Below are 12,089 nucleotides of genomic sequence, written 5' to 3'. Positions count from 1 at the left end.
TCGCAAACCCCTTCCTTCCGGCCAGTGTCCGACTACCGTCGTCGCAGGTGGGTGGCGTAACGCAGGAACGGCCTGTGCCCGCCGCCCCCGTGCAGGAGGACGAACGATGAAGCTCAGGTCACGACTGGCAGTGCTCGCCACCGTCCCGATCGTCTTGGCGGCGTGCAGCATCAACGTCTACGAGGAGGGATCCTTCGCCGGCGGCGGAGGCGGCGGCGGCGGCGAGGGCGCTGCCGTCAACCAGGAGCCGGACACGGGCGAGATCGCCATCGCCGGAGCGGCCTCGGGTGACGAGGCCAATGCCATCCAGGGCGTGATCGACGAGGGCGTCAACGACGTCCAGGACGAGTTCACCGCCACCTACACCGGGTCGGACTCGTTCGAGCAGAACGTGATCATCCAGATCGAGGGTGGCACGCCACCCGACATCGGGTTCTTCCCGCAGCCCGGGACCGTCATCGAGCAGGCCGCACAGGGCAACGCCATCGCGCTGGAGGACATGGGCTTCGACATCGCCGACCTGGAGGCCCGCTTCGGTGAGTACCTGATGTCGCTGGGCGAGTACGAGGGCAAGCACTACGGGATGCCCGACACCGTCAACTTCAAGAGCGCCATCTGGTACAACGTGCCGGCCTTCGAGGATGGCGGCTACGAGATCCCCGAGACCTGGGAGGACCTGATCGCGCTGTCCGACCAGATGGTCGCGGACGGCCAGACGCCGTGGTGCATCGGCACCGGGTCCGAGGCTGCGACCGGGTGGCCGGCCACGGACTGGATGGAGGACATCGTGCTCCGCCAGGCCGGCACCGACGCCTACGACGCCTGGGTCGCTGGTGAGCTGCCGTTCTCCTCGCCGGAGATCACGGCCGCGGCCGAGTCGTTCGGGGACATCATCTTCACCGAGGGCTACGTGTTCGGCGGCGCCGAGAACATCTCCAGCACCGACTTCCGGGACGCCCCGGACCCGATGTTCAACGACCCGCCGAACTGCCTGATGCACCGCCAGGCGACGTTCATCCCGGCGTTCTTCCCCGACGGGGTCGTGCCCTTCGAGGACTACGACTTCTTCCCGTTCCCGACCATCGACGGCAACGAGGGCGTCCTGATGGCCGGCGGCCTGGCGGCGATCTTCAGCAACCGCCAGGAGATCGTGGACTTCTTCGACCTCTACACGAGCGCCGACGTGCAGTGCCTGTACGGCAAGCAGGAGAACACCACGACCATGGGCGCCAACGTGGACGTCAGCCCGGACTGCTACACGCAGAACGAGCTCATCGGCCAGGCCTCGATCCCGCTCGCAGAGGCCATCGCCGCCGGGACGGCGCGCTTCGACGCCTCCGACCTGATGCCGCCGGCGGTCGGTTCCGGTGAGTTCTGGAACGGGATGAACGAGTACACCAACGACGGTCCGGACAACCTCGAGCAGGTGCTGGCCGACATCGACGCAGCCTTCCCGTCCGACGGCGGCGGCGGTGGCGAGAGCGAGGCCCCCTCCGAGAGCGAGGCCGCCTCCGAGAGCGAGGGATGACCCCGACGACGAGGAGCGCTCACCAGAAAGGTTCGTCATGTCCGACGTGCTGAGCCCGCAACAACAGGCGGGGACCGACGAGGAAGAGGTCTACCGACCTCCCGGTCCTCGCCGTGGCAGCGGGATCGTGGTGTTCATCCTCGCGGTGATCGCCGCGGTCGCGATCCCGGCCCTGTTCTTCGTCGCACTCGAGGCCACCTTCGAGTTCATGGAGAGCCAGAACCTCTCCCCGATCCTGACCGGCTTCGTGGCCATCCTGATCGCCGTCTTCGGCGTCTTCGGGGTCTACACCGCCGTCGACCTCGCGATCCGGCGGTTGCCGGGGACACTCAGCGAACGGGTCCGGCCCTATGCCTGGGCCGGCCCGGCCGTGGTCATCCTCCTGATCTACCTCGTGTACCCGGCGGTGAACACCATCCAGCTGTCGTTCCTCGACGCGACCAGCACGAACTTCGTCGGCTGGGCCAACTACGAGTACGTGTTCACCGATCCGGCCATGCTGCGCTCGCTGCGCAACACCCTGGCCTGGATCTTCGTGGTCCCGGTCTCCGCGGTGGCGATCGGCCTGGGCTTCGCGGTCCTGGCCGACAAGCTGCGCCGGCTCGAGTCGCTCGCCAAGTCGATGATCTTCCTGCCGATGGCGATCTCGTTCATCGGTGCGGGGATCGTGTGGCGGTTCGTCTACGCCTTCCGGATCGAAGGCTCCGGTGAGCAGATCGGGATCCTCAACGCGGCCTGGACGAGCCTGGGCAACGCGCCCGTGGACTGGCTGTCCATCAACGGGTGGAACAACCTGCTGCTGATGGTCATCATGGTCTGGCTGCAGACCGGGTTCGCCATGGTGATCCTGTCGTCGGCCATCAAGGGTGTCCCGGAGGACATGCTCGAGGCCGCTCGCATCGACGGTGCGACCGAGGTGCAGGTCTTCTGGCGTGTCGTGGTGCCCAACATCATGTCCTCGATCGTCGTGGTGTTCACGACGATGGTCATCGGGGTGTTGAAGGTGTTCGACATCGTGTGGGTCATGACCGGTGGCCAGGACGGCACCGAGGTGATCGCCGAGCGGATGATCCGCAACATGTTCACCTTCCGCGACTTCGGCCGGGGGGCCGCCATCGCCGTGTTCATGTTCATCGCGGTCATCCCGATCATGATCATCAACATTCGCCGGTTCCGCGAGGAAGAGAGCATCCGATGAGTGCGACTTCCCCTCCCGTGGAGGACACCCAGTCCGGCAAGGGCATCAAGGGCACCGAAGGTGGCGTGACCAACACGGGGTCTCGCAACCTCGTCCGGGTCATCGTGCTGGTGATCGTGTTGATCTGGCTGATCCCCGCGATCGGCCTGCTGATCACCTCGCTGCGGACCCCCGCCGCGATCGAGTCCAGTGGCTGGTGGACCGTCTTCGCCTCGATCGGGGACACCAGCCAGTGGACCCTGCAGAACTATCGCGAGGTGCTCGAGTCCAACGGCTTCGCCGGCGCGTTCCTCAACACGCTGGTCGTGTCCGTCCCTGCGACGATCATGCCGATCGTCATCGCGACCTTCGCGGCCTACGCCTTCAGCTGGATGGAGTTCAAGGGCCGGTTCCTGATGTTCGTGTTCGTCGTGGCACTGCTGGTCGTGCCACTCCACGTGGCGCTCATCCCGATCCTGCAGCTGTACAACGGCGGTCCGCTGTTCGACGTCAGCTGGCTCGCACCCGTGGTGTCCTTCCTGACGCCGTGGGAGGTGGTGACCGTCGAAGTGGGCATCCCGTTGGATCTCAACGGGACCTTCCTGGGCGTGTGGCTCGCACACACCGGTTTCGGCCTGCCGCTGGCCGTGTACCTGCTGCGCAACTACATCGGATCGCTGCCGTCCGAGCTCATGGAGTCGGCCCGGATCGACGGGGCCGACCACTACGCGATCTTCACCCGGCTGATCATCCCGCTGTCGGTGCCGGCACTGGCCAGCTTCGCGATCTTCCAGTTCCTGTGGGTCTTCAACGACTTCCTCGTGGCGCTGGTGTTCCTGGGTGAGACCGCCGACGTGCGGGTCCTGACGATCGCCCTGAACGCCCTCAACGGACAGTTCCAGAACTCCTGGCACCTGCTGACGGCGGGCGCGTTCATCTCGATGGTCCTGCCCATGGTGGTCTTCTTCAGCCTCCAGCGCTTCTTCGTGCGGGGCATGACCGCAGGGGCGGTGAAGGGCTGAAACCTGGCGCCTCGTCGACGCGTCGCTGGGCTGGCATCAGCCTGGCGACGCTCGTCGTCGTGGTCAGTTTCTGGACCACGGCGTACGGACTGACCGTGCTGACCAGCGGGCTGCCCAACGGCGGCGGCGAGGAGCAGCAGGTCTCGACCGGGCTGCTCGCCCTGGCGGTGGGCCTGTCGTTGGTGCCCGCCGCCATGGCCGCCGCCGCGTTCGTGTCCCGCCGCGACGACCCCTTCATCGGGGTGCTCGCCGGCATGGGCCTGGCGGTGGCGGTCGGCCTCCCGACCCTGCTGTTCCGCAACCCGGTGGCGTCATTGATCGTCGGCTATTCGGCGGGAGCGGTCGTGGCGGTCTCCCGCCCCTCCGGCACGAGCTGGCACGCCCGGGCCGTGGCCGCCGCGGTCGTCTCGGTGATCGCCGTGGTCGGGATGTCGGTCGCGTTCGTCCCGACGGCGGTCATCGCCCCGGCGTTGCCGTTCACCGCGGCCGGCGTCGGTGACCTGTTCGCCAAGCGTGATCCGTGGGCCGAGGACGGCGACTGACCGGTACTTCCGACGCCCCCGGCACCCGTGGCACCGGGGCGTGACGGAAGGTCCCCGGGAACCGCTGCGTTGTCCGGCGTGGCAGCCGGCGTGGCAGGATCACGATGGACCAGCGCGATCGTGGAGGCTCTCCAGCAGGGCGTGCGCGCGGCGACGAGGACGTGGGCCCGCCCGGCACGGTGTCGATGGTGGTCGGGGACGCCGGTTCGGAACCGCCGGTGGAGCGCGACCCGCGGCCACGAGGGCGCGTGGGACGCCTGGGACGGCTGGGCGTCGTCATCGCCACGGTGGCCGTGGTCGCGGTGGTCGCGGCGCTCGGACTGTCGCGACAGCGCGCCGACCCGGTCGGACCACCCGGCGCCCCGACCGCGCCCGTCACGTCGCGCTGGTCGGTGGTCGTCGAGGGGGCGTCGGCGGTCGTGCCCGGCACACCTGGCCGGGCGACCGTGGGGCCCACGCTCGAGGTCGTCGACGGGGTCGTGGTCCACACCCTGCGCTCGCGCGTCGGGCAGGTGACGGCCGTGGTCCAGCGGTCCACGGCGACCGGCCAGGTCGGTTGGCGGCGCGACATCGACAAGGGCGTGCAACCGGTCGTCGTGGCGTCGTCGGGCGTGGTCTCCGGGCCGTTCGGCCGCTGGCTGACGGCTCGCAACGGCGACCGGGGGCTGGTCGGACTCGCGGTCGCGGACGGGACCGACCTGTGGGAGGAGCCGGTCGGTGCGGACTTCGCCGGGTGGGTGGACCCGAGCGGATCACTGTTCGTGTCGGGCAACAGGCGCTGTGGCTTCCTGGATCCCGCGACCGGGCTGCCGCTGTTCGTGGAGCCCGGGCGGACCTGCGTCCCCGCGGCCCAGGGCCTGGCCCTCGACTCGCCCGACGGGTGGACCGTCCTGGACACCCACGGCCAGCGCGTCGCGGTGGTGGACCCGGCCGGCGTCGCGCCCCGGGTGGTCCGCCATCGCGTGGTGGCGACTCGTGGGCAGGACGTGCTCGTGATCACCCGTGACGGGCGGGAGACGACCATCCCCGGGCCACGCCTCGACCGGTTCGCGGACACGGCCGTCGACGCCGGCCACGTGGCCGCCTTCGCCGGGGTGGAGCAGTACGTGATCGACCTCGACACGCCGGGCCTGCTGGGACCGTTCGCCCCGTCCGCCGTCCCTGTCGTGGTGGACGGCGACGTCCGGGTCGTCGACGACGGATCGTTCCCGGTGCCCGAGCTGGTGGCCTCCGGCACCTGGTCACGCTCGCCCGACGCCAACGTCGTGCGGGTCCTCGATGGTGACGGCAGCGTCCTGGCCACGCGACGGATGGTGCTCGCCCCACCGATGCTGGCGACCGCGGACGGGGTCCTGCTCTGGGAGCAGGTGGGGACGGACTGCACGCTGGGGCTGTACGGCTACGACGACCTGGAGCCCGTCTGGGAGGTGTCGTTCCGCGGCACCCCCCTGGCGGGCATGGCCAGCTCGAGCGACCTGGTGGTCGCGTCCTACCTCGACCGACGCGGCCGCGTCCGACTGGTCGGCCTGGGAGCGGCCTGACCCGAAATCACGTGGTGCCCGAGGGCGCGTCCCCCCCGTCCTCGGCACGGCGCGGGCCGACGACCGGCAGCCGCTGGCGACCGGTCGACGGGGCCGGGCCCAGGCCCAGTTGGCGTCGCAGCGCGCCCCCGAGGGCGCCGATGCGCTCGGGGGCGAGTCGGTACAGGACGTAGTGGCCGTCGCGCTCGGCCGCGAGGATCCCGGCCCCCGCCAGGGTCTTGAGGTGTCGTGACACCGACGACTCCGACAGGCTCAGCAACTGGGCGAGCTCGGTGGTGGACCGGGGCTCGGTGGCGACCAGCCGGCTGATCTGCAGCCGGGTCTCGTCACCCAGCGCTCGCAGCCCGGCCGCGACCTCGCTGTCGCTGGGCTGGCGCTGCTCCGGGGACTGCAGGGCGCGGATCGGGTGGATGATGGCCACCGACCACGGCGGGTCGATCTCGACGGCGACCCGCGGCCAGCCGTAGACGGTCGGGACCAGGCTCAGCCCACCCCGGGCGGCAACGTCCACGGTGACGTCACGACGCTTGTCCAACACGATCGCCCAGCCGTCGGGGTCCCACGTGGCCTCCGGGACGAGCTCGTCCACCAGCGCCCCGGGCCCGCCGGAGACCAGGAGCCGTGAGCCCTCCGCGATCTCGGCGTCGAGGCGATCCTGCACGCGCGACCACTCACGGGCGAACGCCTCGTCCCAGTAGCGCCGAAGCATCGTCGCGATGCGTGTCCGGATCGCCGCCGGGTCGACGAAGGCGGCCGCCAGCACGTCGGCCTGGCGCTCGTCGACCACCCGCGCGCGCTCGAGGACCTGGTCCTGGAACCACGACTCGTGGACGGCTGCCGGGGTCGGGTCACCGCTGAAGGCGACCGACTGGGTCGCGCAGTCCCATCCCCCGAACGGCATGGTCAGCTCGAACAGCACCACGTCGTCGTCGAAGGTCTCGATGCGGTGGAGCTCGTCGTCGATCGTGGGGTGGTCGCCGGTCAGCCCGACCTCGAACACGCCCGGGAGGTAGTCGCGGAACGTGAACGACAGGAGCTCGATCTCGGCACGCAGGTCGGGGGACAGGTCGCGCGTGCTGCGTGACCAGGGCAGGTGCATGGGATGGCGCTTGGGATCCACGACGGCGCGCAGCGACAGCGCCGCCTCCATGGCCGGCGAGTAGGCGAACCCGACCTGGCCGAAGACCTGGCCCGGTGGGAAGGCGAGGCGAAGTGTCATGTGGGGATCCTCCTCCGAGCCCGCCGAGAGAGCTTTGATTCGTACTTTGGCGAATCAATTGATCTTGCGATCCTAGCAGGTCACGCTCGATCCAACGAGCAGAGGAGAACGCCATGCACCCCGAACACAGTGCGATGATGAGCCGACTGGTCATGGAGGAGCGCCACCGCGAGGCGTCGGCGTGGCGCCTGCAGGCGATGGCGCGACCCGCCACGTCGGCGGCCTGGCGGGCGCGCCTCGGTGACCTGCTGGTGCGTGCCGGGACCCGCCTGGGGGAACACCGGGCCATCCCGGCGGCGCGGCGGGCGTGACCGCTAGATTGACATCGATGTCATGTTCGCCGATCCGACGCCGAGGGCCCGGTGGCACTGCACTTGTTCGCCCGGACCGGGCACCCCGACTTCCTCGACCTGCCGTGGGACGAGCCCCTCGACGAGTGGGACGACCCACGGCTGGTGGACATCCCGGCCGGGCTGCACCGACACGTGGTGCGCTTCGTCCGCTACGACCAGGGCCTGTACGTCTTCAAGGAACTGCCGAAGCGATACGCCGAGCGTGAGTACCGCTTCCTCACCTTCCTCCGGGAGGAGGGCGTGCCGGTGGTGAAGGCGGCCGGGGTCGCGACCGACCGGCACCGCGACGGCGAGCCGCTCGAGTCGGTGATCATCACCAAGCACCTGCCGTACTCGCTGCCCTACCGACTGCTGTTCTCCCGACGGTCCACCCACGACCTGGTCGACTCGATGCTCGACGCGCTCGTCGACCTGCTCGTGCGCATCCACCTCGTCGGGTTCATGTGGGGGGACTGCTCGCTGTCCAACACCCTGTTCCGCCGGGACGCCCGTCGGCTGGCCGCCTACCTGGTCGACACCGAGACGGGCGAGCTCCACCCCAACCTCACCGACGGCCAGCGGGGCTACGACCTCGACCTCGCGATGGAACGCACGGCCGGCGAGCTGCTCGACCTCGAGGCCCAGGGGCTGGTCCCGGACGGGCTCGACCCCGTCTGGTTCGGCGACCAGCTGCTCGAGCGCTACACCCACACGTGGGACGTCCTGACCGCCCAGGAGACCTTCGCGGCCTCGGATCGTGACCGCATCCGGGCACGTCTCAACGCCGTGAACGCCCTGGGCTACGACGTCGGCGAGGTCGAGGTGTCGGCCGAGGACTCGGGTGCCGAGAAGCTGCGCATGGCGCTGCACGTCGTCGAGCCCAACCGGCACCGGCGACTGCTCTTCGAGCGCACCGGACTGCGTGCCGAGGAGTCCCAGGCACGGGTCCTGCTGGCCGACATCGATGGGTACGGAGCCTGGCTGAACGAGACCTACGGCCACGACCTGCCCCGCGACGTGCTGGACCGTCGCTGGTACCAGGACTCCTACCTCAACGCCCTGTCCCGTGTTCCCGACGACCTGTGGGGTCGTCGCGAGGGCCCCCAGATCTTCGCGGAGTCGCTCGACCACTGGCACTGGATCATGGGCGAGCAGGGTCGGGAGATGCCCTTCGAGGAGGGCGTCGACGACTACGTGCGCGAGATCCTCGCGCCGGCCGAGGTCGAGGAGGTGGTGTCGGCCGAGGATGCCTTCACGGCACCCGACCCCGAGACGGGCCCGCTGCCGATGCCGGACGAGGGCCCCTGAGGCGGGGTTCAGGTGCGGGTCGAACGCGACGGCTTGCCGGTGACCAGGGCGATCACGATCCGCACGAACGCTCCGAGCAGGATGCCGACGGCCACCAGCGTCACGGGCAGGAACCACGCCCGCGCCGCCTCCGTCTCCGGCAGGACGGTCTCCCAGCGGGCACGGGGCTCGTCCGGGCTCGCGGTGGTGCCGATCCGGTCCCACGATCCCGGGGTGGGGGAGGTCACGGCGACGGTCGGCTCGCACGGCTCGCCCCGGGTCAGCGTTCGGACGTGCCGCCCACCCTGGCGATCGAGCCACAGCACGTAGCACTCCGGTCCTGCCTCGGCGGTGAAGGCCACGAGCGTCTCCGAGACCCGGGCCGCGAGCACGCCGTCGACCACCTCGTCCGGCTCGTCGGTGAGCGTGACGTCCTCCGACACGACCACCTGCCATGCCGCCTCGAGCTCCTCCGTGACGGCCAGGGCGCGCTCGTACTGGGGGTTCGGCACGGTCCGCAGGAGGGTGGCCACCGTGACGACGAGGCTCGCGACGACGATGATCACGGTGTCGCGCACCAGATCGCGTCGCCGGATCCGCTGCTGGCTGACCTCGAATGCGCGGAACGTCCCGGGCTCCGGCCCCTCCCCGCTCACGGGTCTGGGCGGGATCTCGCCCGGATGCCGTCGGCGGTGGCGGCCGGGGTCGATCGCTGGCCCTGCCCGTCGCCCAGTCGACCGGCCACGACGTCGACGACCGTGTCCGGCGCCTCCTCCTGGGGCGTGTGGCCCGTCGGAACCTCGACGAGGTCCGCGTCCAGGGCGGCCGCCGTGCGCTGGTTCCAGCGGGGGCGGATCGTGCGGTCGTGCGTGCCCGCGACGACGGTGACCGGGACGTCGATGGCCCCCAGGCGACCGTTCAGCCGGGGCGGTTCCTCGACCGTCATCACCGCCCAGATGCCGGCCGCCCAGCCGGGCAGGCGGGTCGGGTCGCGGTAGGCGGCGACGTCGTCGGGACCGGCGGTGGACGAGTCGACCCACCCGCCGGCGACCCGTTGGAGGTCGATGTCGCGTGACAGCCGATCGACCAGCGGCCGGACCGCCCGTCGCACCGGCGCGGTCCGCAGCAGCGGTCGCAACGGTGGCGGCATGCCGACGTCGCCGGTGAGGGCCGGTGACAGCAGGACCAGCCCGTCGACGCCGTCCGGGCGGGCGATGGTCGTCTCCAGGGCGAGCGTGCCCCCCATCGACGATCCGACGACCAGCACTCGGTCCATCCCCCGCTCCGCGGCAACGGCACGCGCCGCCTCGGCCGCGAACCGGCGGGTGTAGACCTCGGGGCGTCGCCCGGGTGCGGGTCGTTCGGTCCAGCCGAAGCCGGGACGATCGACGGCGATCGCGTGCACCCCGCGGTCGCCCAGGCCCTGCAGCACCCGCCGCCAGGTCGCGACGTTGCCGTAGAAGTGGTGCAGCAGCAGGACACCGGTGTCGCCGTCGACGGCCGATCCGACCTCGGCAGCGTGGATCGCCACCCCCTCCACGTCGGTGAAGGACGTCCTGATCCCTTCCAGGGCGGGCGTTGGTCGGTCCATCACGAAGGACTCCTCGGGTGGAGGTGGGCGCGGCGGGTCGCCGGGGGTTCGGGGACGGCCCCGTCGGGGGATTGGTCAGGGCAGGTCCTGCGGTGTCCAACGAGCGATGGCAGGGTCGTTGTTCCGGGCGTCGGACGGTCCGACCCGGAGGACGGAGGCACCTGTCCCCGGTGGTAGCGTTTCGTGCATGAGCACACGCCACATCCTCGTCGCCGTCGCCTGGCCCTACGCCAAGGCGCTCCAGCACCTCGGCCACTTCGCCGGTGCCTACCTGCCGCCGGACATCTTCGCGCGTTACCACCGGATCGCCGGCAACGCCGTGCTGATGGTGTCCGGTGCCGATGCGCACGGCACCCCGATCACCGTGGCCGCGGACGAGGACGGGGTCGAGCCGTCCTCGATCGTCGAGCACTTCCACCCGCTGATGCTCGACCAGTGGGAGCAGCTGGGCATCGACTTCGACCTGTTCACCACCACCATGACCGACAACCACCGCGAGGTCACCTGGGAGCTGTTCCGGGGACTGCACGACGCCGGCCTGGTCGTCTCGGAGGTCACCGACCAGTACTTCGACCCCGAGAAGCAGCGCTTCCTCCCCGACCGCTACGTGGAGGGCACGTGCCCGGTGTGCGGGTACCCCGACGCCCGTGGCGACCAGTGCGACAACTGCACCTCGACCCTGGACCCGACCGACCTGATCGATCCACGGTCGACCCTGTCGGGAGCGACCCCCGAGCTGCGCCAGACCGAGCACTGGTTCATCGACCTCCCCGGGATCGCCGACGAGCTGGCCGAGTGGCTCGAGGGTCGCGAGGACTGGCGGCCCCACGTCATCAACTGGGCCCGTGGCTTCGTGCGCTCGGGCCTGCAGCGCCGCGCCATCACCCGCGACCTCACCTGGGGCGTGCCGATCCCGCCCGAGTACGACACGCTGGGGGAGGGCAAGCGCATCTACGTCTGGTTCGAGGCCGTGATCGGCTACCTGTCCGCGGCCCGCGAGTGGGCGGCCGGGACCGACGACCCGGAGGCGTGGCGTCGCTGGTGGAACGACGACGCCGAGTCCTACTACTTCGTCGGCAAGGACAACATCCCCTTCCACGCGGTGTTCTGGCCCTCCTACCTGCTGGGCTACAACCGGGCCGACCGCGATCGGGATCTCAACCTGCCCACCGACGTCCCGGCCAACCAGTACGTCACGTTCAAGGGCGAGAAGGCGTCGACGTCGCGCGGTGTCGGCACGCTCGTGCTGGACTACCTCGACACCTTCTCCGCCGACCAGCTGCGCTTCGCGGTCGCCCGCCACCTGCCCGAGCTCAACGACGCGGACATCACCGAGGAGGACCTGGTCAAGGTGGCCAACGACGAACTGGCCAACGACTGGGGCAACCTGGTCAACCGGGTGCTCACGATGACCCGCAAGCACTTCGACGAGTCGGTGCCCGAGCCCGCCGACCTCGACGACGTCGACCGGGCCCTGCTCGCCGAGGTCGAGGCCCGGCTCGCGGCCGAGGCCGCCGCCATCGAAGCGGTCGAGCTGCGCAGCGCCGTGCAGGAGGCGCTGGGCCTGGCCCGCGCCGCGAACGCCTACCTCAACGCCCGTGAGCCGTGGCGGACCCGCAAGGACGACCCGGTCCGCACCGGGACCACCCTGTGGGTGGCGCTGCAGGCGATCGGTGCCGGCACCGTCGCGTTCGCGCCGTTCACCCCGTTCAGCGTCGACGTCCTGCGCGGCTGGTTGGGACTCGGGCCGGTCGTGGAGGGTGGCTGGCAGCGCCCCGAGGTCGTCGCCGGCACCCCGATCAGTGAGCCGGAGGTCCTGTTCCCCAAGCTCGAGGTCGACCCCGCGTGAG

At 70.4% G+C, this 12,089-nt stretch carries 11 protein-coding genes; 8 read left to right on the top strand and 3 right to left on the bottom strand.

Annotated features, from left to right (window positions below; genetic code table 11):
• Nucleotides 1-106 precede the first annotated feature (106 nt).
• The 5 genes from KR546_RS00220 to KR546_RS00200 all read left to right on the top strand — a co-directional run bounded on the left by KR546_RS00220 (nucleotide 107) and on the right by KR546_RS00200 (nucleotide 5,810).
• Entirely contained in the window at nucleotides 107-1,528 is a 1,422-nt protein-coding gene (locus tag KR546_RS00220) for an ABC transporter substrate-binding protein (protein WP_238442684.1), read from the top strand.
• Nucleotides 1,529-1,565: 37 nt separating this feature from the next.
• Nucleotides 1,566-2,726, top strand: coding sequence for a carbohydrate ABC transporter permease (locus KR546_RS00215; RefSeq protein ID WP_238442683.1), 1,161 nt, complete (start codon nucleotides 1,566-1,568; stop codon nucleotides 2,724-2,726).
• Entirely contained in the window at nucleotides 2,723-3,727 is a 1,005-nt protein-coding gene (locus tag KR546_RS00210) for a carbohydrate ABC transporter permease (RefSeq protein ID WP_238442682.1), read from the top strand. The genes KR546_RS00215 and KR546_RS00210 overlap by 4 nt, the downstream gene beginning before the upstream one ends.
• 59 nt (nucleotides 3,728-3,786) lie before the next feature.
• Nucleotides 3,787-4,269, top strand: coding sequence for a hypothetical protein (locus KR546_RS00205; RefSeq protein WP_238442681.1), 483 nt, complete (start codon nucleotides 3,787-3,789; stop codon nucleotides 4,267-4,269).
• A gap of 248 nt (nucleotides 4,270-4,517) precedes the next feature.
• On the top strand, nucleotides 4,518-5,810 hold the full coding sequence (locus tag KR546_RS00200) for a hypothetical protein (RefSeq protein ID WP_238442680.1): 1,293 nt from the start codon (nucleotides 4,518-4,520) through the stop codon (nucleotides 5,808-5,810).
• Nucleotides 5,811-5,817: 7 nt separating this feature from the next.
• Here KR546_RS00200 and KR546_RS00195 read toward each other — a convergent pair whose 3' ends face one another.
• Nucleotides 5,818-7,029, bottom strand: coding sequence for an ArsR/SmtB family transcription factor (locus KR546_RS00195; protein WP_238442679.1), 1,212 nt, complete (start codon nucleotides 7,027-7,029; stop codon nucleotides 5,818-5,820).
• Between the two features lie 113 nt (nucleotides 7,030-7,142).
• On the opposite strand from KR546_RS00195, the gene KR546_RS00190 reads away from it, so the two are divergent.
• Both KR546_RS00190 and KR546_RS00185 read left to right on the top strand, forming a co-directional pair.
• Entirely contained in the window at nucleotides 7,143-7,340 is a 198-nt protein-coding gene (locus tag KR546_RS00190) for a hypothetical protein (RefSeq protein ID WP_238442678.1), read from the top strand.
• A 51-nt stretch (nucleotides 7,341-7,391) separates the two neighbouring features.
• Nucleotides 7,392-8,669 (top strand): DUF4032 domain-containing protein, encoded by a 1,278-nt coding sequence (locus tag KR546_RS00185; protein ID WP_238442677.1) that lies wholly within the window; start codon nucleotides 7,392-7,394, stop codon nucleotides 8,667-8,669.
• Nucleotides 8,670-8,677: 8 nt separating this feature from the next.
• Here KR546_RS00185 and KR546_RS00180 read toward each other — a convergent pair whose 3' ends face one another.
• Together KR546_RS00180 and KR546_RS00175 are read right to left on the bottom strand one after the other, a co-directional pair.
• The gene (locus KR546_RS00180) at nucleotides 8,678-9,226 is read right to left on the bottom strand and encodes a hypothetical protein (RefSeq protein WP_238442676.1); all 549 of its coding nucleotides are present in this window, start codon (nucleotides 9,224-9,226) and stop codon (nucleotides 8,678-8,680) included.
• A gap of 74 nt (nucleotides 9,227-9,300) precedes the next feature.
• The gene (locus KR546_RS00175) at nucleotides 9,301-10,239 is read right to left on the bottom strand and encodes an alpha/beta fold hydrolase (protein ID WP_238442977.1); all 939 of its coding nucleotides are present in this window, start codon (nucleotides 10,237-10,239) and stop codon (nucleotides 9,301-9,303) included.
• 187 nt (nucleotides 10,240-10,426) lie between these two features.
• On the opposite strand from KR546_RS00175, the gene metG reads away from it, so the two are divergent.
• Nucleotides 10,427-12,088 carry a methionine--tRNA ligase gene (metG, locus tag KR546_RS00170; protein WP_238442675.1) on the top strand — a complete coding sequence of 554 codons (1,662 nt, stop codon included), beginning with the start codon at nucleotides 10,427-10,429 and terminating at the stop codon, nucleotides 12,086-12,088.
• The last annotated feature ends 1 nt before the right edge of the window (nucleotide 12,089 follow it).

This window comes from Salsipaludibacter albus, from assembly GCF_019798055.1.
GTDB classification, from domain to species: domain Bacteria; phylum Actinomycetota; class Nitriliruptoria; order Nitriliruptorales; family Nitriliruptoraceae; genus Salsipaludibacter; species Salsipaludibacter albus.
The sequence above is the reverse complement of the archived record's forward strand: the minus strand, read 5'-3'. Positions and strand labels throughout refer to the sequence as shown.